The organism is Streptomyces sp. TLI_185, assembly GCF_003814765.1.
Lineage (GTDB): Bacteria > Actinomycetota > Actinomycetes > Streptomycetales > Streptomycetaceae > Streptomyces.
The window spans coordinates 3,826,694-3,846,097 of the sequence record NZ_RKRB01000001.1; the positions used below are offsets into that span (position 1 = coordinate 3,826,694).

Annotated in this window: 15 protein-coding genes; 14 read left to right on the plus strand and 1 reads right to left on the minus strand. The window is 70.7% G+C overall.

The genetic code is table 11. The features are described 5' to 3' along the window. The first annotated feature begins 11 nt into the window (after positions 1-11). From EDD92_RS17465 to EDD92_RS17525, 13 genes are all read left to right on the plus strand, one after another. Positions 12-1,223 carry an ROK family transcriptional regulator gene (locus tag EDD92_RS17465; protein ID WP_123965180.1) on the plus strand — a complete coding sequence of 404 codons (1,212 nt, stop codon included), beginning with the start codon at positions 12-14 and terminating at the stop codon, positions 1,221-1,223. 86 nt (positions 1,224-1,309) lie between these two features. After that, positions 1,310-2,647, plus strand: a complete 1,338-nt coding sequence (locus EDD92_RS17470; protein ID WP_123965181.1) for an ABC transporter substrate-binding protein — start codon at positions 1,310-1,312, stop codon at positions 2,645-2,647. Further along, positions 2,647-3,588, plus strand: a complete 942-nt coding sequence (locus EDD92_RS17475) for a carbohydrate ABC transporter permease (protein WP_123965182.1) — start codon at positions 2,647-2,649, stop codon at positions 3,586-3,588. The genes EDD92_RS17470 and EDD92_RS17475 overlap by 1 nt, the downstream gene beginning before the upstream one ends. Before the next feature lie 2 nt (positions 3,589-3,590). Further along, on the plus strand, positions 3,591-4,484 hold the full coding sequence (locus EDD92_RS17480) for a carbohydrate ABC transporter permease (RefSeq protein WP_123965183.1): 894 nt from the start codon (positions 3,591-3,593) through the stop codon (positions 4,482-4,484). A 6-nt stretch (positions 4,485-4,490) separates the two neighbouring features. Continuing rightward, complete coding sequence (locus EDD92_RS17485; RefSeq protein ID WP_123965184.1) at positions 4,491-5,756, plus strand: 6-phospho-beta-glucosidase; 1,266 nt, start codon at positions 4,491-4,493, stop codon at positions 5,754-5,756. Further along, a complete protein-coding gene (locus EDD92_RS17490) occupies positions 5,747-6,718 on the plus strand; it encodes an N-acetylglucosamine kinase (protein ID WP_123965185.1) in 972 nt (323 codons plus the stop codon). Before EDD92_RS17485 ends, EDD92_RS17490 begins: the two co-directional genes overlap by 10 nt. Before the next feature lie 319 nt (positions 6,719-7,037). After that, positions 7,038-8,438 carry a hypothetical protein gene (locus EDD92_RS17495; protein ID WP_260326578.1) on the plus strand — a complete coding sequence of 467 codons (1,401 nt, stop codon included), beginning with the start codon at positions 7,038-7,040 and terminating at the stop codon, positions 8,436-8,438. A gap of 14 nt (positions 8,439-8,452) precedes the next feature. Next, entirely contained in the window at positions 8,453-9,502 is a 1,050-nt protein-coding gene (locus tag EDD92_RS17500; RefSeq protein ID WP_123965187.1) for a glutamate ABC transporter substrate-binding protein, read from the plus strand. Between the two features lie 65 nt (positions 9,503-9,567). Further along, positions 9,568-10,899, plus strand: coding sequence for a hypothetical protein (locus tag EDD92_RS17505; protein ID WP_123965188.1), 1,332 nt, complete (start codon positions 9,568-9,570; stop codon positions 10,897-10,899). Continuing rightward, positions 10,896-13,388: a serine/threonine-protein kinase gene (locus EDD92_RS17510; RefSeq protein ID WP_123965189.1), complete on the plus strand. Its 2,493-nt coding sequence runs from the start codon at positions 10,896-10,898 to the stop codon at positions 13,386-13,388. The genes EDD92_RS17505 and EDD92_RS17510 overlap by 4 nt, the downstream gene beginning before the upstream one ends. Positions 13,389-13,391: 3 nt before the next feature. Continuing rightward, positions 13,392-14,741, plus strand: a complete 1,350-nt coding sequence (locus EDD92_RS17515; RefSeq protein WP_123965190.1) for a PP2C family serine/threonine-protein phosphatase — start codon at positions 13,392-13,394, stop codon at positions 14,739-14,741. 98 nt (positions 14,742-14,839) lie between these two features. Further along, complete coding sequence (locus tag EDD92_RS17520; protein ID WP_123965191.1) at positions 14,840-16,186, plus strand: VWA domain-containing protein; 1,347 nt, start codon at positions 14,840-14,842, stop codon at positions 16,184-16,186. A 79-nt stretch (positions 16,187-16,265) separates the two neighbouring features. Beyond that, a complete protein-coding gene (locus EDD92_RS17525; RefSeq protein ID WP_123965192.1) occupies positions 16,266-17,555 on the plus strand; it encodes an FHA domain-containing protein in 1,290 nt (429 codons plus the stop codon). Between the two features lie 111 nt (positions 17,556-17,666). On the opposite strand, the gene EDD92_RS17530 is transcribed toward EDD92_RS17525, so the two are convergent. After that, positions 17,667-18,650, minus strand: a complete 984-nt coding sequence (locus tag EDD92_RS17530; RefSeq protein ID WP_123965193.1) for a methyltransferase domain-containing protein — start codon at positions 18,648-18,650, stop codon at positions 17,667-17,669. 219 nt (positions 18,651-18,869) lie between these two features. Here EDD92_RS17530 and EDD92_RS17535 point away from each other — a divergent pair, with 219 nt between their 5' ends. Continuing rightward, positions 18,870-19,274 carry a globin gene (locus tag EDD92_RS17535; RefSeq protein ID WP_123965194.1) on the plus strand — a complete coding sequence of 135 codons (405 nt, stop codon included), beginning with the start codon at positions 18,870-18,872 and terminating at the stop codon, positions 19,272-19,274. The last annotated feature ends 130 nt before the right edge of the window (positions 19,275-19,404 follow it).

Sequence of the window (19,404 nt, forward strand, 5' to 3'; positions counted from 1 at the left end):
TGGCGACCCACATGGCAGGAACAGCCGGTACGCCGGGCACCCCGCGCGTCCTGCGCGCCATGAACGACCGCGCCGCCCTGGACCTCCTTCTGGAGCACGGCCCCCTGTCCCGCACGCGGATCGGCAAGCTCACCGGCCTCTCCAAGCCGACCGCCTCCCAGCTGCTCGCCCGCCTCGAAGCGGCCGGGCTCGTCCTCGCCACCGGCACCACCGAGGGACGCCCCGGCCCCAACGCCCAGCTGTACGAGGTCAATCCGGCCGCCGCATACGCCGCCGGGCTCGACGTCACCCCCGAGCGCGTCCTCGCCGCCGTCGCCGACATCACCGGCCGCACGGTGGGCTCCTTCGAGCTCCCGACCCCCGGCAGGCGGCCCACCCAGCCCGTCGTCCGGCAGGTCACCGACGCCCTCGACGGCGCCGTGAAGGCCGCGGGGCTCGCCCGCGACGACATCCACCGGCTCGTCATCGGCACCCCCGGCGCCTTCGACCCCAACACCGGCCGCCTGCGCTACGCCTCCCATCTCCCCGGCTGGCACACCCCGGCCCTCCTCGACGAACTCGCCGCCGCACTGCCGATGCCGGTCGAGTACGAGAACGACGTCAACCTCGCCGCCGTCGCCGAACAGCGGCTGGGCGCGGCCCGCGGGCACGAGGACTTCGTACTGCTGTGGAACGAGGGAGGCCTCGGTGCCGCCCTCGTCCTCGGCGGGCGACTGCACCGCGGCTGGACCGGCGGCGCGGGAGAGGTGGGTTTCCTTCCTGTTCCCGGTGCGCCTCTGGTCCGGCATGTGACCAAGGCCAACAGTGGCGGCTACCAGGAGCTGGCCGGCTCCCAGGCCATCCCGCACCTCGCCGGTGAACTCGGCATCGGAGACATCCCTTCGGGGCCGTACGCCGAGGTCGCCGCCGCCCTCGTCGAGCGGGCCGCCGCCGAGGACACCGTCCTGAACCGCAAGCTGCTGCAGACGTACGCGACCCGGCTGGCCACCGGTCTCGCCTCCCTCGTCTCCGTCCTCGACCCCGAACTCGTCGTCCTCAGCGGCGCCTCGCTGACCTCGGGCGGCGAGGTGCTGCGCGCCCTCGTCCAGGCCGAGCTGGAGGAGCTGGCGGCCTCCCGGCCCCGGCTCGTGGTCGGCGACGTCCGTGAACACCCCGTGCTGCGCGGCGCGTTGGAGAACGCCCTCGCGACCACCCGCGACGAGGTCTTCGACACCTCGCGCTGACACCCCGTACGCACCGCGTACAGGCCCCCGTACTCACCCCCCGCCTTCCCTCACCATCCCCTGCCCTGTCCCTGGGAGACCCTGCCATGCCCGGAATATCCCGGAAAGCGGCCCTCGCTCTCGCCGCCTCCGCCTCCCTCGCCCTGCTCGCCACCGCCTGTACCGGCCAGTCCTCCTCGAGCGCCGACGACGACGCCTCGAAGGACACGACCATCAACTTCTGGCACGCCTGGAGCGCGCCGAATGAAGTGAAGGCCGTCAACTCCCTGATCGACGGCTTCGAGAAGGCACACCCCAACATCCATGTGAACGTCGTCGCCAACATGACTGACGACAAGATCAACCAGGCGCTGCGCACGGGCGGCGACAAGGCCCCGGACGTCATCTCCTCCTTCACCACCAACAACGTCGGAAAGTTCTGCTCGTCGGGTGCACTGGTCGACCTCAACCCCTTCTTCAAGAAGGCGGACATCGACCCGGAGACGACGTTCCCGAAGGCGATGAACGAGTACACCCAGTTCGACGGAAACCGCTGCTCGGCACCGCTGCTGGGCGACGCCTACGGGCTCTACTACAACAAGACGGCGTTCGCGAAGGCGGGTATCAAGACTCCGCCGAAGACATGGTCCGAATTCGAGGCCGACGCCAAGAAACTGACCATCCCGGACGGCGACAGCTACAAGCAGCTCGGCTTCATGCCGGACTACCACGGCTGGGAGACCACGACCGAGCACTACTTCGGCCAGTTCTCTCCGACGTACTTCAACAAGGCAGGGAAGTCGCAGCTCGCCACGGACCCCGCTTTCGAGGCCGGCTTCAAACTCCAGAAGAAGCTGGTCGACGAACTCGGCGGCTTCAGGAAACTGGAGACCTACCGTTCCAAGCTCGGTGACGAATGGGGCGTCAAGCACCCCTTCCACACCGGTCAGGTGGCCATGCAGCTGGACGGCGAATGGCGCCTGGGAATGGCCCTGGACGCCAAGCCGAAGTTCGACATCGGCGTGGCCCCGCTGCCCGTCCCCGACGATCAGGTGAGCCAGTACGGCAAGGGCTACATCACCGGCACCATCACCGGCATCTCCGCCGCCGGCCACAAGCAGAACGCGGCCTGGGAGCTGGTGAAGTACATGACCACGAACACGGACGCGGTGGTGAACTTCTCCAACGCCATCCACAACGTGCCCTCGACGCTGGCCGCCCTGAAGTCCCCGAAGCTGAAGTACGACCCGCGCTTCAAGACGTTCCTGGACATCGCCGCGAACCCGAACTCGACCACTTCTCCGGCTTCCATCAACGGCGGCGTGTACCTCGCGACGATCGAGAACTTCGGCTACGACTACGAGAGCGGAAAGGTCACCGACCTCAAGGCGGGCCTGAAGAAGACGGCCGCGCAGATCGACACGGACATCGCGCAGGCGAAGTAATGGCCACGATCACCCTGGCGTCGAAGCGCCGCAGGTCGGCGCTTCGTACGGCCGCTTTCATGTCACCCTGGTTGATCGGCTTCGCGGTCTTCTTCGCGTATCCGCTGATCTCGACGGTCTATTTCTCCTTCATGCACTACGACGGCTTCAAACCGCCGACGTGGAGCGGAACGAAGAACTGGACGTACGTCTTCGAGCACTACCCGTTCTTCTGGCCGGCCCTGCGCAACACCCTGTGGCTGGTGCTGGTCATGGTGAGCCTCAGGGTCGTCTTCGGCCTCGGGGTCGGCCTCCTGATCACCAAGATCAAGACGGGTACGGGGGTCTTCCGCACCCTCTTCTACCTGCCCTATCTCGCCCCGCCGGTGGCCGCGACGATGGCCTTCGCCTTTCTCCTCAACCCCGGTACCGGCCCGGTGAACTCGATCCTCGAGAAAGTCGGCATCCCGGCCCCCGGCTGGTTCAACGACCCCACCTGGTCCAAGCCCGCCCTCACCCTGCTCGCCCTGTGGGGGATCGGCGACCTGATGGTCATCTTCATGGCCGCACTGCTCGACGTACCGCAGGAGCAGTACGAGGCGGCCGAGTTGGACGGCGCGTCCGCCTGGCAGCGGTTCCGGTATGTAACCCTTCCCAACATTTCACCGATCGTGATGTTCGCCGTCGTCACCGGCGTGATCCAGACGATGCAGTACTACACACAGCCGCTCATCGCCGGGAAGGTCGCCTCCGGCGTGATCCAGGGCGCGGGCACCCAGTTCGAGCCCGGCTACCCGGAGAAGTCGACCCTCACCCTCCCCCAGCTCGTCTACAACCTCGGCTTCCAGCGCTTCGACTACGGCTCCGCGTGCGTCGTCGCCCTGGTCCTGTTCACCCTGTCCATGGTGTTCACCGCGTTCCTGATGCGGCGCCGGGGCGGTCTCAACCTGGCAGGTGACTGACCATGGCCCAAGTACTGGACAAGCCCGTGCAGTTGACGGCACCGGCCTCCCCCGCCGAGCGCACGGCCCGCCGCCGGGCCCTGCTCGAATGGGTCGCGATCCACTCCCTCGGTGTCGCGACGGCACTCTTCTTCGTCCTGCCCTTCGTGTTCGTGTTCCTGACCTCCCTGATGAGCGACACACAGGCGCTCAGCCGGGACCTGATCCCGCGCACCTGGGAATGGGGCAACTACAAGAAGGTCTTCGACACCCCGGGCTTCCTGACCTGGTGGAAGAACACGCTGATCTACGCAGGACTGGGAACAGTCCTTACCGTCGCGTCCTCGATCCCCGTGGCGTATGCGCTCGCCAAGTTCCGCTTCCGCGGCCGCAATCTCTCGCTCATGCTGGTGATCTCGATGATGATGCTGCCGCCGCAGGTGATCATCATCCCGATGTACCTGTTCTGGGCGAAGCAGCTGGACCTGTCGGGCACGCTGTGGCCGCTGATCATCCCGATGGCGTTCGGTGACGCGTTCTCCATCTTCCTGCTGCGCCAGTTCCTGATGACCATCCCGAACGAGTACGTGGATGCGGCGAAGGTGGACGGCTGCGGCGACTTCAGGACCCTGCTGAAGGTCGTCCTGCCCATGGCCAAGCCCGGCATCGCAGCCGTCGGCCTGTTCCAGTTCTTCTACGCCTGGAACGACTACTTCGGCCCGCAGATCTACGCATCGGAGAACCCGGGCGCCTGGACGCTCAGTTACGGACTGGAGTCCTTCAAGGGCGCGCACCACACCGACTGGAACCTCACCATGGCGGCGACCGTGCTGGTCATGGCCCCAGTGATCCTCGTCTTCTTCTTCGCCCAGAAGGCGTTCGTCGAGGGCGTCACGCTGACCGGAGTGAAGGGTTAACCATTCATGAAACTCACCGTGGTCGGCGGAGGCTCGACCTACACCCCCGAACTCATCGACGGCTTCGCCCGGTTGCGCGACACCCTGCCCGTCGAGGAACTGGTCCTCGTCGATCCGGCGCCCGAACGTCTGGAGCTGGTGGGTGGCCTGGCCCGCCGTATCTTCGCCAAGCAGGGGCATGACGGCCGGATCGTGACGACCGACGATCTCGACGCCGGCGTCGAAGGAGCCGACGCGGTGCTGCTGCAGCTCCGCGTCGGCGGGCAGGCGGCCCGTGAGCAGGACGAGACCTGGCCGCTGGAGTGCGGCTGCGTCGGCCAGGAGACCACCGGCGCGGGCGGCCTGGCCAAGGCGCTGCGCACGGTCCCGGTGGTGCTGGACATCGCGGAACGGGTCCGCCGTACGAACCCGGGCGCCTGGATCGTCGACTTCACCAACCCGGTCGGCATCGTCACGCGCGCGTTGCTGCAGGAGGGCCACAAGGCGGTCGGCCTGTGCAACGTGGCGATCGGCTTCCAGCGCAAGTTCGCGGACCGGCTCGGCGTCTCACCGGCCGACGTCCACCTCGACCACGTGGGCCTCAACCACCTCACCTGGGAGACCGGCGTACGCCTGGGCGGCCCCGAGGGCGAGAACGTCCTGCCCAAGCTGCTCGCCGAACACGGCGACGCGATCGCCGCCGACCTGCGGCTGCCGCGGGCCCTGCTCGACCGCCTGGGCGTCGTCCCGTCGTACTACCTGCGCTACTTCTACGCACACGACGAGGTCGTACGCGAACTGCGCACCAAGCCCTCCCGTGCCGCCGAAGTCGCCGAGATGGAACGGAACCTCCTCAAGATGTACGGCGATCCGGCCCTCGACGAGAAGCCGGAGCTGCTCGCCAAGCGGGGCGGCGCCTACTACTCGGAGGCGGCGGTGGACCTGGCGGCCGCCCTGCTGGGCTCGGCCGGCAGCCCGTACCAGGTCGTGAACACGCTCAACCGGGGCACGCTGCCGTTCCTGCCGGACGACGCGGTGATCGAGGTGCAGGCGGCGGTGGGCCCGAAGGGGCCGCTCCCGCTGCCGGTGCCGCCCGTCGACCCGCTGTACGCGGGCCTGATGGCAAACGTGACGACGTACGAGGACCTGGCCCTGGAGGCGGCGCTGCGAGGCGGCCGCGACCGGGTGTTCAAAGCCCTCCTCGCCCACCCCCTCGTCGGCCAGTACGAGTACGCAGAAGCCCTCACCGACCGACTGATCGCACACAACCGGGAGCATCTCGCGTGGGCATGACCGCACGTGTCCTCGCCGTCGACGCGGGCAACAGCAAGACCGACGTCGCGGTCGTGGCGGCCGACGGTACCGTCCTCGCCACGGCCCGCGGCGGCGGGTTCCGGCCGCCCGTGGTGGGCGTGGAGGCGGCCGTCGACAAGGTCGCCGAGGCGGTGGAACGGGCCTTCGCCGCGGCCTCGGTGAGCTCGGTGGACCACGTCTCCGCCTGCCTCGCCAACGCCGACTTCCCCGTCGAGGAGGAGCAACTGGCGGCCGCGCTGCACGCGCGCGCGTGGGGCGGGGGCGTGGAGGTCCGCAACGACACCTTCGCCATCCTGCGCGCGGGCGTCACCGAGCCCCGGGGGGTCGCCGTCGTCTGCGGCGCGGGCATCAACTGCGTGGGCATGCGCCCCGACGGCCGTACCGCCCGCTTCCCCGCCCTCGGCCGCATCTCCGGCGACTGGGGCGGCGGCTGGGGCCTCGCCGAGGAGGCGCTGTGGCACGCGGCACGGGCGGAGGACGGCCGCGGCGACCCCACCGCCCTCGCACACACCCTGCCGGCCCACTTCGGCCACGACACCATGCTCGCCCTCGTCGAGGCCCTCCACCTGGAGCAGGTACCGCCCGCCCGCCGCCACGAACTGACCCCGGTCCTCTTCGCCACGGCGGCGGACGGCGACCCGGTCGCCCGCGCGATCGTCGACCGCCTGGCCGACGAGGTGGTGACCATGGCCACGGTGGCCCTGACCCGCCTCGACCTCCTGGAGGAGGAGACCCCCGTCCTCCTGGGCGGCGGCGTCCTGGCCGCCCAGCACCCCCAACTGACGGACGGCATCCGCGACTTGCTGACCGCACGCGCCCCGAAGGCAGTACCCCGGGTGGTGACGGCGAGCCCGGTGCTGGGGGCGGCACTGCTGGGCCTGGACAGGGTGGGCGCGGAAGCGGAGGTGCACGAGAGGGTACGGGCACACTTCGAAGGCTGAACGCCGTCAGGTATTTTCAGCCCGTCGTGGGGGTCCCCCCGCTCGAGCGAAGCCGAGAGTGGGGGAGTTCGAGGACGAGGCCCCTCAAGGGCCGAAGCACCCGTCCCGCCGAGGGCAGCCCCCAGACGGAACCGAACTGATTCCCAGAACGTGTTCATGGGCAGGGGTCGTGCGGGATCCTGCAAGCCGCCGGCAGGCACCCGGTGCGGATGTCGGTCCCGGCGGCGATACTTGCTGTGACGGATGACCATGGGGGAGGTCAAAAGTGACACACCCGCCGAAGAGCAGCGCGGCAAGGCCGGGCACCGCCGTGCCCACGATGCCGGCTGTACCGCCTCAGCCGGGCCCGCCCGTTCCCCCCACCCCGACGGGCCCCGCAGCCGTTCCCGACGTCGTCTCCGCACGTCGTACGGCCTTCGCGGAGGGCGTCGACCGGCTGCGCGAGGCCGCGACCACGGAGCCCGGGCGGCTGCGCATCATCGGTGCGCTCCTCGCCGTCCTGGTCGTCGCGTTCGGTGCGGTCACCGCCTGGCAGATGACGGCCCGGGCGACGGCCGCCGACGACGTGCTCACCCGCAGCCAGCCGCTCAGCTCCGACGCGGCCGAGATCTACCGCTCGCTCGCCGACGCCAACACGGCGGCGGCCAGCGGCTATCTCGCGGGCCCGCAGGAGAAGCCCGAGACGCGGCAGCGGTACGAGAACGGCATCAGGAGGGCCGCGGAGAAGCTGGTCACGGCCGCCTCCAGTTCGGAGCCGGGAACCGAGTCGGCGAAGACCATCGCCGAACTCAACAAGCTGCTGCCCCAGTACAAGGGTCTGGTCGAGACGGCCCGGGCCAACAACCGGCAGGGCTACCCGGTGGGCAGTGCCTATCTGCGCGCGGCGAACGAGCAGATGCAGAAGCAGATGCTGCCGAAGGCCGAGGCCCTGTACCAGAAGGAGAACCAGAGGCTGAGCTCCGACTACGCGGACGCGAAGTCGTTCCCCTGGGCCGCGATCGGCCTCGGTCTGCTCGCCCTCGGCGGGCTGGCCTGGGCCCAGCGCCGCAACTACCTGCGCACCAACCGGGTGTTGAACCACGGCCTGGTGACCGCCTCCGCCGCGTCCGTGGTGGTGCTGCTCTGGCTGGTCGTCGGCCACACGGTCGCCCGCTCGGGGCTGAACTCCTCGTACAACCACGGCGTCCGCTCGCTGAACGTGCTGCACGACGCCCGTATCGCGTCCCTGACGGCCCGCAGTGACGAGAACCTCAGCCTGATCCGCCGCGGCGCGGACACCAAGAAGGTGGGCGGCAGTCCGGTGGACGCCTACGCCGCAGGGTACGACGAGCAGATCGACGAGTTGGCCAAGTCGCTGACCAGGGCCGACGGTCTCGCGGACGACTCGGCGGGCCGGAAACCCGTACAGAACGCGAACGGCTTCATGAAGGCGTGGAAGCAGCGGCACGAGGTCGCGCAGGGCTGGAACGACAAGGGCGAGTACCAGCAGGCCCGGGACAAGGTCATCGGTGTCGGCAAGGACCCGACGAGCGAGTGCTTCGACAACATCGACATCGCTCTGGAGACGGCGCTCGACCATGAGCAGGCCGAGTTCAAGCAGGCCGCGGGTGACGGCAAGGACGCGCTGACGGGCCTGCCGTACGGGGCCGCGGTCCTCGCGGTGCTGGGTGCGGCCGGCGCGGTGGTCGGCATCGGGCGCAGGCTGTCGGAGTACCGGTGAGAGGGGGCGTGACGATGGATGCAAAGCGTCTGGCACAACGTCTGCGGACCGGCCTCCGGGGCTGGGGCGGGGTCGGCGCGATGGCGGCTCTGTGCGCCCTGGCCCTGGCGTTCGTGCTGCTGCTGCCCCTGACCCAGTCGAGCGGCACGGACGACGCCGCGGGCATCGGCGGCCAGGGTGTCGCCCAGGGGTTGCAGGTCAGGGCGGCGGCCAAGTGCGACGCCCCGCAGGACCGCAGCCTGTCACCGTCGGGCGTCGACAGCAGCACCCCGATCATCGACAGGATCAAGGCCCGCAAGGACCGGCGTCTGATCGTCGGCATCGACACCAACAGCTACCGCTGGGGCTATCTCAACCCGAACAACACGTCCGGTGCGCCGGAGGGCTTCGACATCGACCTCGTCCACCAGATCGCCAAGGACATCCTGGGCGATGCGGACGCGGTCTCGTTCAAGGCCATCCCCACCAGCCGCCGTGTCAAGGCAATTCAGGACGACGAGGTCGACATGGTGGTCCGCACCATGACGATCAACTGCGACCGGATCAAGCAAGTCGCGTTCTCCGCTCCCTACTTCAGGACCGGACAGCAGGTCCTCGCCCCGCGGACCTCGGCGATCACGGGATACAACAAGACCCTCGCCCACAAGAAGATCTGCTCGGCGGACAGTTCGACGGCCCTGGAGCGACTGCAGGGGGACCAGGGGAAGGGAACTCTCCCCACCGGCGCGGACATCCGGACGGTGGTCCCCAACCAGCTCGACTGCCTGGTGAAGTTGCAGCTCGGCGAGGTCGACGCGGTCGTCACGGACGGCGCGCTCGCCGCGAGCCAGGCCGCACAGGACCCCACGGTGCAGCTGAAGGGCGGCCTGTTCAGCGACGAGTACTACGGCGTGGCGATGAAGCTGGGCTCCCGGGATCTGATACGCCAGGTCAACCGAACCCTGCAGAACTACATCAAGGACGGCGCCTGGGCGGCCTCGTACGAGAAGTGGCTGCACCCGACCATGGACCAGGGCGACAAGAAGTCGGCGTCGGCGACCCCTCCCGAAGCCCACTACAAGTGACCGACCATCAACTGACGGACGTACGGCACAACACGACGGAACACGACAGCAGCGAGAGGTGATCGATGGGCGTCACGGACCCCGCCGGGCCGGTGATGGACCGGGACGAGGTGGACCGTGCGCTGGCGCGGCTCGGCGCGGAGCACGAGGCGATCGAGACCTCGCTCCTCGCCCTGCAGGACCACGCGGGCCGCAGACTCCTCGAGGGTGCGCAGTTGACCGGCATCACCAAGGAGCGCTGGGCTGCCGCGGAGGCGTCGATCACGCTGCTGTGGGCGTACTTCGACGCGTACACGGACGCGTTGCGCTCCGCCCAGGCGATCCGCTCCCGCCGCCGCTGGTCCAGCCGCGAGGACCTGGTGGAGCTGACGGAGCTGCTGCGCGGCGAGTCCGTCACGGTCGCGGGCTCGACGACGGCCGCGGCGAACGCACCGACGCTGCTGTCCGCCCCCGGCAAGCTGAGCCGGCAGTTCTCCCTGGCCACCCTGGTCGACCTGATGAACGAGCTGTATGCGACGAGCCTGGACATGGTGGTCGCGGCCGACGCGGTCTGGTCGGCGCTGCCCGCCCGGATCGATTTACTGGCCGCGGAACTCCAGCGCACCCGTACGCTCGCCCACTCCGTCGGTGTGCGCCCCGGCGAGCACCCCTCCGGCGACGACCTGGAGCGCATCACCCGCACCCTGACCGCCCTGCGCGAGCAGGTGATCTCCGACCCGCTCGCGTACTGGGTTCCCGCGCAGGGGAGTTCGGCGCCGGGCGGCGGCCGCCCGGACACCACGGTGTACGACCGGGAGGCGCGCGCCCTCGAGGAGGTGCGCCGGGAGATCGACGCCGTGCTCACCGTCCGGCAGGACGCGGAGCAGCGGCTGGTGAAGCTGCGGGACGTGCTCAGCCGCGCAGACCGCACGCTCGCGGAGGCACGCAACGCGCGCGGGGAGGTCCTCGCGAAGATCGCTGCCACGGAGGTGCCCGTCGTCAGCGGCCCGCCGACCGTGCTGCAGGAGCAGCTGGCGACGGCCGCCGAGTACCGCAGACACGCCCAGTGGCACCGCCTGTCCCCGCTCCTGGAGTCCCTGGAGCAGAAGGCGGAGGACGAACTGCTGCGCGCCCGCGAGTCGTTGACCGCGGTCACCGCGCCACTGGCGGTCCGCGCCGAGCTGCGCGGCCGTCTCGACGCGTACAAGGCGAAGGTCGCCCGGCTCGGGTACGCCGAGGATCCGTTCCTGATCGAGCGGTACGACGCGGCGCGCCGCATGCTGTGGAGCGCACCGTGCGACCTGCGCGTCGCCGAACAGGCCGTGCTGCGCTACCAGCAGGCGGCTGCCGAGGTGCTGGGCGCCCCGCGCGTGCCGCCGCAGGGCGGGCCGCAGGACCGCAGGGGGGAGACGTCATGAGTGAGGCACAGCAGACCTGTCAACGACCGGACTGCGAGGGCACGTACGAGGACGTGGGCGGCGGCGAGCTGTACTGCGACACCTGCGGTCTCGCGCCGGTCGTGTCGGCGAAGGGCATGGTGAGCTCGCCGGCCACCGGCATCACCGGCGGCGGCAAGGGCTCGCAGGACAGCGGCAGTTCACGGGCGGGCAGCCGCGGCAGCTCGCGTACGTCCTCGCAGTCGTCGAAGTCCCGGCGCTCGGTGTCGGGGCGGCTCTCGCGCTCCCTGTCGGGCAGGTCCACGGGCCGTTCGGTGTCGGTGCGCAGCTCCGGTTCCGGCACCAGCACCGGCTCCCGCGGCCGGCTGGGCGTGGGCCTGGTGCAGGTGCCGGACGTGCCGCGGCCCGATCCGCGCGCGATGGTGCTGGAGAACCCGGAGGTGCCCGAGCGCAAGCGGTTCTGCTCGCGCTCCGACTGCGGGGCGCCGGTGGGCCGGGCGCGCGGGGAGCGGCCTGGCCGTACGGAAGGCTTCTGCACCAAGTGCGGCCACCCGTACTCCTTCGTACCGAAGCTGAAGGCCGGCGACGTGGTGCACGGCCAGTACGAGGTCGTGGGCTGTCTCGCGCACGGCGGCCTCGGCTGGGTCTACCTCGCGGTGGACAAGGCGGTCTCCGACCGGTGGGTGGTCCTCAAGGGCCTGCTGGACACCGGTGACCAGGACGCGATGGCGGCGGCGATCTCCGAGCGGCGCTTCCTGGCCGAGATCGAGCACTCCAACATCGTGCGGATCTACAACTTCGTTGAGCACCTCGACCAGCGCACCGGTTCGCTCGACGGCTACATCGTCATGGAGTACGTCGGCGGCAAGTCGCTGAAGGAGATCGCCAACGACCGCCGTACACCGACCGGGAAGCGGGATCCGCTGCCGGTGGAGCAGGCCTGCGCGTACGGCATCGAGGCGTTGGAGGCGCTCGGCCATCTGCACAGCCGCAACCTGCTGTACTGCGACTTCAAGGTCGACAACGCGATCCAGACCGAGGACCAGCTCAAGCTGATCGACATGGGCGCGGTGCGCAGGATGGACGACGAGGAGTCGGCCATCTACGGCACGGTGGGCTACCAGGCGCCGGAGGTCGCCGAGGTCGGCCCGTCGGTGGCGAGCGATCTGTACACGGTCGCGCGCACGCTGGCCGTGCTGTCCTTCGACTTCCAGGGCTACACGAACGTCTTCGTGGACTCCCTGCCCGACCCCGACAACATCGAGGTCTTCCGCCAGTACGAGTCCTTCTACCGGCTCCTGGTGCGCGCCACCGACCCCGACCCGGCCCGCCGGTTCGCCTCCGCGCAGGAGATGGCGGAGCAGCTCACGGGCGTGCTGCGTGAGGTGGTGTCGCTGCAGACGGGGCGTGCGCGGCCCGCGCTGTCGACGCTGTTCGGACCCGAACTGAAGGTCACGGACACGGAGTTGTTCCCGAAGCTGGCGGGGGACGTGTCGCGGCTCGGGGCGCGGGCGGTGCAGCCGCGGAAGGGGCAGCAGCCGCAGCTCCCCGCGTCGGGCGGCACCGCGGCCCTCGTCAAGCACGTCAACTCCCCCACCGCGGCCCTCGCCCTGCCCGTCCCCCGTGTCGACCCCTCCGACCCGAACGCGGGTTTCCTGGCGGGCCTGATGACGACCGCGCCGGCCGAGCTGCTCGGGGCGCTCGCCGCCGCTCCGGCCGCCTCGGTCGAGACCCGGCTGAGGCAGATCCGCGCCTGGCTGGAGAACGGCGACTCGGCCACCGCGCTCAACGCCCTGCAGACCCTGGAGACGGAGCGGCCCGACGACTGGCGGGTCGTCTGGTACCGGGGCGTGGCCGCACTGGTGACCGCCGACGAGGAGGGCGCGGCGCTCGCCTTCGACGCGATCTACGACGCGTTCCCCGGCGAGCCCGCGCCCAAGCTCGCGCTCGGCCTGTGCGCGGAGGTGCTGGGCCAGCTGGACAACGCGGCCGAGTACTACCGCCTGGTCTGGTCGACCGACCCCAGCTATGTGAGCGCCGCGTTCGGCCTGGCCCGCGTTCAGCTCGCGGCCGGGGACCGGCGCAGTGCCGTACGGACGCTGGAGTCGGTGCCGGAGTCGTCGATCCACTACACGGCGGCGCGGGTGGCCGCCGTACGGGCGCGGCTGCGCGGGCGCACGGCGGCCGCTTCCGACGTACCGTTCCTCGAGGACCTGAAGGCCGCCGCCGGGCAGGTCGAGGCGCTGGACGCGTACGGTCTGGATCCGGCGCGCCGGGAGCAGTTGTCGGCCGAAGTCCTCGGCTGCGCGCTGGACTGGATACTCTCCGGGGGCCAGGTAGTAGCGCCCGCCACGCAGCGCGTGCTGCTCGGCAGCGAACTGGACGAGCGGGGACTCCGCTTCGGCCTGGAGCGTTCGTACCGCACGCTGGCCCGGCTGGCGCGGGGCGGCGAGGAGAGGATCGACCTGGTGGAACGTGCAAACCGTTACCGCCCCCGGACGTGGGTGTAGTTGATGTCGCAGATGCCCCAGCAGGCCGCCCTGTCGAACTGCCCGAGCTGCGAGTGGCCGCTCGAGTCGGGTGACCGTTTCTGCGGTGCGTGCGGATACGACCTGTCCGTCGTGCCTGCACGGCCGGACGACCATCCGACGATCGCCCTGAACGGCTCGGGCCTGCAGCCGGGCGAGGCCGACGGCGCCGGTGTCGACGGTGCGCCCTGGCCCGTCGCCGCCGCGCCGGGCGGCTCCGACACCCCGGCGGCACCCCATCTGCCGACGGACCTGCAGGGCACGGACTCGGGCGGCTCCGCGCTGCCGCCGCAGCCGCCGACGGGATCGCCGGTCTCCCCCGCCTCCGGTGTGCGCTTCGACCGGCCGCCGGTGCCCGACGAGTACCCGCTGCAGGCCCCGGACCCGCGCGTCGCCTCTCTCGCCGCGTCCGCCGAGGAGGCCAAGCTGTGTGTGGCCTGCCGTGCGGGCCGCGTCGACAACGACGGCTACTGCGAGAACTGCGGGCACGCCCAGCCCCGGGAGCGCGACCACATGGAGCAGGAGTCCGGCCCGGTGGCCGCCGTCAGCGACCGCGGTCTGCGCCACCACCGCAACGAGGACGCGTTCGGCATCGGCACCGCCACCCTGCCCGACGGCGCCCCCGCGTCCGTGGCGATCGTCTGCGACGGTGTCTCCTCGGCGACCCGGCCCGACGACGCGTCGCTCGCCGCCGCCCGCGCCGCGGGCGACTCGCTGCTCACCGCCCTGCCGCGCGGCACGCACCCGCAGCAGGCCATGCACGACGCCATCGTGGCCGCCTCGCACGCGGTCAACGCCCTCGCCGACGAGCCTGCCACCGCCCGCGAGCACTCCCCGCACCAGAACGCGCCCGCCTGCACGATCGTGGGCGCGGTCGTGACGTCCGGGCTGCTGGTCGTCGGCTGGGTCGGCGACAGCCGCGCCTACTGGGTGCCGGTGGACCGCAGTTCGCCCCCGGCCCGGCTCACCGAGGACGACTCTTGGGCCGCGCAGATGGTCTCCGCGGGCCTGATGAGCGAGGCCGAGGCGTACGCCGACGAGCGCGCCCACGCGATCACCGGCTGGCTCGGCGCGGACGCCTACGAACTGGAGCCGCACACCGCTTCCTTCAAGCCGGACCGGCCGGGTGTAGTGGTGGTGTGCACGGACGGACTGTGGAACTACGCGGAGGCCGCGGAGGAGATGGCCGAGGTCGTGCCGCCGGATGCCGCCGTACGTCCGCTGCACAGCGCCCGTGTGCTGGTCGGTCACGCCCTGGACGGCGGGGGCCACGACAACGTAACAGTGGCCGTCGTGCCGTTCCCGGCCGTGCCTCAGGGGGCAGGATCGGCCTGAGGCCGTATACGGGGATGCCTCAGCGGACCGGAGGGGACCGGTCCGCATACAGTCGTCGCCCCGCGAACGCGGGGTTTCCGAGGGGGATTTGAGTAGGCATGGCCAATTTCTCGAAGTCCAACGTGCCGCAGTTCTCGATGGACGTGTACCAGAACGAGTACCTGCCGGAGGGCGGCCGCGAGGTCAACGCCATCGTCACGGTCACCGCCACCGGCGGCGGCACTGTCGGCAGCGCGGTCGCCGCGCCCCACCTCTACGCGCCTGGGCAGGGCCCGGCCGCGGGGGTGGCGATCATGGTCGACTGTTCCGGCTCGATGGACTACCCGCCGACCAAGATGCGCAACGCCCGCGACGCGACGGCCGCCGCGATCGACACCCTGCGCGACGGGGTGCACTTCGCGGTGATCGGCGGCACGCACGTGGCCAAGGAGGTCTACCCGGGCGGCGGGCGTCTCGCGGTCGCCGACGCCGCCACCCGCAGCCAGGCCAAGGAGGCCCTGCGCAAGCTGAGCGCGGGCGGCGGCACCGCCATCGGCACCTGGCTGAAGCTCGCCGACCGCCTGCTCTCCTCGGACGAGGTCGCCATCCGGCACGGCATCCTGCTCACCGACGGCCGCAACGAGCACGAGTCACCGGAGGATCTCAAGGCCGCCCTGGACTCCTGTGCCGGACGGTTCACCTGTGACGCACGCGGCGTGGGCACCGACTGGGAAGTGAAAGAAGTCACAGGGATCGCCTCCGCGCTGCTCGGCACCGCCGACATCGTCGCCGACCCGTCCGGCCTCGCCGCCGACTTCACGCAGATGATGGAGACGGCCATGGGCAAGGAGGTCGCCGACGTCGCTCTCAGGCTGTGGACGCCGGTCGGCACCGCCATCAAGTTCGTCAAGCAGGTCGCGCCCACCGTCGAGGAGTTGACCGGCCGCCGCACCGAGGCGGGCCCCCGCGCCGGGGACTACCCCACCGGCTCCTGGGGGGACGAGTCCCGTGACTACCACGTATGCGTCGAGGTCCCGGCCGCGGGCCTGGGCCAGGAGATGCTCGCCGCCCGGGTCTCCCTGGTCGTCCCGCAGCCCGACGGCGGCGCACAGAACCTCGGCGCCCAGGGCCTCGTCAGGGCCGTGTGGACCGACGACATGGTGGCTTCCACGTCGATCAACCCGCAGGTCGCCCACTACACCGGCCAGGCCGAACTGGCACAGGCCATCCAACAAGGGCTGGATCTTCGCAAAGCGGGCGATATGGATGGAGCAACGGCCAAACTGGGCCGGGCCGTTCAGCTCGCCAGCGCCTCCGGAAACGCGGATACTGCGAAACTGCTTGCGAAGGTGGTGGACGTGGTCGATGCCGCGACAGGTACTGTGCGACTGAAAGCGAAGGTCGAGGAGGCCGACGAGATGACTCTCGAGACACGGTCGACAAAGACTGTTCGTGTAAAGAAGTGACGTAGAGGTTTCCTGAAGAGAAGCTCTCTGAGCGAAGCTTCCTGAAGAGAATTCCTGAAAGAGAGGGGGAAGCGCCGACATGCCGACCTGCCCGAACGGACACCAGTCGGGTTCCGACGACTGGTGCGAGGTCTGCGGTCACCGCATGGCCGGTGCCGTGCCTCCGCCCCCTCCCCCGCCGCCCCCGCCCGGCGGCGGCTACGGCTTCCCGCCGCCCGGCCAGGGCCCTCAGCACGGCGGCCGACCGCCGCTGTCCGCGGTGCCGGACCACGAGCCGGAGCTCTGCCCGCAGTGCCGTACGCCCCGTGAGGGCGGTGCGCCGTTCTGCGAGGAGTGCCGGTGGAACTTCCTGACGAACACCGCGACCTCGTACACCCCGGCCGCCCCGCGCCCGCCGGCGCCCGGCCAGGGCCCCGGCGGGCCCTTCCAGCAGCAGCCGCCCGGACCGTCGTACGGCGGCGGCGACTCGTACGAGTACCAGGGCTCGCGTCCGTCCCAGATGAACCGCCCGGCCGAGCCGATCCCGCCGAGCCCGTTCGGCAACGAGCCCTCGGGCCCGCCGCCGAACCCCTTCGGCACCGAGCCTTCCGGTCCGCCGAGCCCGTTCGCCGACCGGTCCGGCTTCGGCCCCGACCCCTCGCGTCCGGTCCCGCCGCCACCCGGGCCCACACCGCACGGAGGCCCCGGTGGCCCCGGTGGCCCCGGCGGCGCCCCGCAGGCGTTCCAGCAGCCCGGTCCGCCGGCCCCGCCCCGCTTCCCGCAGGAGACGGGACGTCCGCCGCAGCAAGGCGGTCCGTCCTTCGGCGGCGGTGACGACGACTGGGTGATCTCCCCGCCGTCCGGCGGTCCCGGCCCCGGTGGCCCCGGTGGTCCCGGTCAGGGTGGTGGCTACGGCTATCCGCAGCCCGGCCCGACCCAGGCGCCCCCGCCCGGCCAGGGCTTCCCGCAGACGCACGGCGGGCCGGTGACCTGGACGGCCACCATCGGTCCGGACCGCGAGTACTTCATGGCGATGATGCAGCGCTCCGGCCCGGAGGCGGCGGGCCTCAACCTGCCCGCGTACTCGCCGGAGCAGCAGCGCACCCTCAGCGGCAACCAGATCACCATCGGCCGTCGCCGGCACTCCACCGGCGACACCCCCGACATCGACCTGGCGGTGCCGCCGGAGGATCCGGGCGTCTCGCACCAGCACGCGGTGCTGGTGCAGCAGCCGGACGGCACTTGGGCGGTCGTGGACCAGAACTCGACGAACGGTACGACTGTCAACGGCTCTGATGAGCCGATTCAACCTTTTGTGCCGGTGCCGTTGCAGGATGGGGATCGTGTGCACGTGGGGGCGTGGACAACGATCACTATTCGCCGTGGATAGCCGGCGCCGTTGCAGGGTGCGGCGCCGTTGTGGTTGATCGCGCCCACGCGGCGGAGCCGCATGCCCAACACAGCCCCGCGCCCCTTTGGGGCGCTCCCGTCACCCCCGGGTTCACTGGAGAGGCCATGCGTACGGCCCCTCCGGGTCGTCCAGCCATGCCCACTCCTGCTCGCCGCTGACCGTGATGCCATAGCGCTGGCGCTCCGGCTGTTGCTCGCGCTCCCACAGGGCGAACGCCTCCTGTGGATCGATGCTGCCGCGGGTCAGTGCCAGTAGGAAGCGGAAGAGTTCGTGGTCCCTGGCCCGGCGGGGGATGGCGCCGAGATGGACCGACTCCGGCTCGGGCCGGGCCTCGCCGCGCAGCGGTACGAAGTAGGCGGGCGTGTGCAGGAAGCGGCCCTCGGCGTGGGCGCGGTCCCGGACCGTCAGGGCGATCAGGCCGGTGGCCAACGGCGCCAGGATGCGGGCACCGGGGTTGCACTGGGCGAGCCAGGCGCGCGGGACCGAGGTCAGGGTGCAGGTGGCGATGATCCGGTCGTAGGGGCCACGCTCGGGGACTCCGCGCGCGCCGTCGCCGGTGACGACTGCCGGGTGGTAACCCGCGGCGGCCAGGTGCTGCCGGGCCGACTCGGTGATCTCCGGCTCCAGGTCGACGGTGGTGACCAGGTCGTCCTCGCCGAGCCGGTGGGCCAGCAGGGCCGCGTTGTAGCCGGTGCCCGCACCGATCTCCAGGACCCGGTTGCCGTCCTCGACCCTCAGCTCGGCCAGCATCTTCGCCATCAGCGACGGCTGGCTGCTGGAGGAGAGGAGCTCGCCGTCGCGCAGCCGGGTGGCCAGCGGGGCGTCCTCGTAGGCCCCGCGCATCCACCGCTCGCGTGTTCGTGGATCAGGGCTCTCGCCCCATCGCCGCTCGTAGCCGCCCACGACTGCGACGTGGTAGTACGGCACGAAGAGATGGCGCGGGACCGCCTCGAACGCCTCCCGCCACACCGGGTCGTCGTCCCAGGCCCCGCTCGCCTGGATCTCCCGTACGAGCGCCGCCCGCGCGGTGGCCGCGAGGTCGTCCAGGTCCTTGTCGAGAGCAGCTGCGCCCATACGTCCACTGTCCTGCGGGAGGGGGCACGAGGCGAGTACCGAAGCCGCCAGATCCGGAATGTCCGCTTCCCGGCCCCAGGGCGGGGACCTAAGCCTCAAGTCCTCCTCCGCACGGTCTGAGAGCATGGGGAGCGTACTGCATTTTCCCGGGGGACAACCCCCGGACCCCCGGCAGAAAGACTCGGGCGGACCGGAACAACCCATGCGAGGCAGCTCAAAGTGACCGAGATTCGGCGCGGCACGCTTCAGGAGCAGACCTTCTACGAGCAGGTCGGCGGGGAGGAGACCTTCCGCCGTCTCGTGCACCGTTTCTACGAGGGTGTGGCCGAGGACCCGGTGCTGCGGCCCATGTACCCCGAGGAGGACCTCGGCCCGGCCGAGGAGCGCCTCACGCTGTTCCTGATCCAGTACTGGGGCGGCCCGACGACGTACAGCGACAACCGCGGCCACCCCCGGCTGCGCATGCGTCACGCCCCCTTCACCGTGAACCGCGAGGCGCACGACGCCTGGCTGCGGCACATGCGGGACGCCGTCGACGAGCTCGGGCTGTCCGAGGAGCACGAGCAGCAGCTGTGGAAGTACCTGACGTACGCCGCGGCCTCGATGGTGAACACCCCGGGCTGAACCTGACCGCATGACGTGCGGATTCCGGTCGTACTGCGCCGGAATCCGGTCACGATCCGGTCAAGCCCGCCGTACAAGCGCTTACCGAGGCCCGCCCCCTCTGACAGCATCGCTCGGAAGTCTGGACAAC

Bases quoted from the DNA above. Each gene is read 5' to 3' on its own strand.
- EDD92_RS17520 (WP_123965191.1), top strand. From the start codon at position 14,840: ATGGCCAATTTCTCGAAGTCCAACGTGCCGCAGTTCTCGATGGACGTG.
- EDD92_RS17515 (WP_123965190.1), top strand. From the start codon at position 13,392: ATGTCGCAGATGCCCCAGCAGGCCGCCCTGTCGAACTGCCCGAGCTGC.
- EDD92_RS17485 (WP_123965184.1), top strand. From the start codon at position 4,491: ATGAAACTCACCGTGGTCGGCGGAGGCTCGACCTACACCCCCGAACTC.
- EDD92_RS17475 (WP_123965182.1), top strand. From the start codon at position 2,647: ATGGCCACGATCACCCTGGCGTCGAAGCGCCGCAGGTCGGCGCTTCGT.
- EDD92_RS17495 (WP_260326578.1), top strand. From the start codon at position 7,038: ATGCCGGCTGTACCGCCTCAGCCGGGCCCGCCCGTTCCCCCCACCCCG.
- EDD92_RS17470 (WP_123965181.1), top strand. From the start codon at position 1,310: ATGCCCGGAATATCCCGGAAAGCGGCCCTCGCTCTCGCCGCCTCCGCC.
- EDD92_RS17505 (WP_123965188.1), top strand. From the start codon at position 9,568: ATGGGCGTCACGGACCCCGCCGGGCCGGTGATGGACCGGGACGAGGTG.
- EDD92_RS17480 (WP_123965183.1), top strand. From the start codon at position 3,591: ATGGCCCAAGTACTGGACAAGCCCGTGCAGTTGACGGCACCGGCCTCC.
- EDD92_RS17525 (WP_123965192.1), top strand. From the start codon at position 16,266: ATGCCGACCTGCCCGAACGGACACCAGTCGGGTTCCGACGACTGGTGC.
- EDD92_RS17510 (WP_123965189.1), top strand. From the start codon at position 10,896: ATGAGTGAGGCACAGCAGACCTGTCAACGACCGGACTGCGAGGGCACG.
- EDD92_RS17500 (WP_123965187.1), top strand. From the start codon at position 8,453: ATGGATGCAAAGCGTCTGGCACAACGTCTGCGGACCGGCCTCCGGGGC.
- EDD92_RS17530 (WP_123965193.1), bottom strand. From the start codon at position 18,650: ATGGGCGCAGCTGCTCTCGACAAGGACCTGGACGACCTCGCGGCCACC.
- EDD92_RS17465 (WP_123965180.1), top strand. From the start codon at position 12: ATGGCAGGAACAGCCGGTACGCCGGGCACCCCGCGCGTCCTGCGCGCC.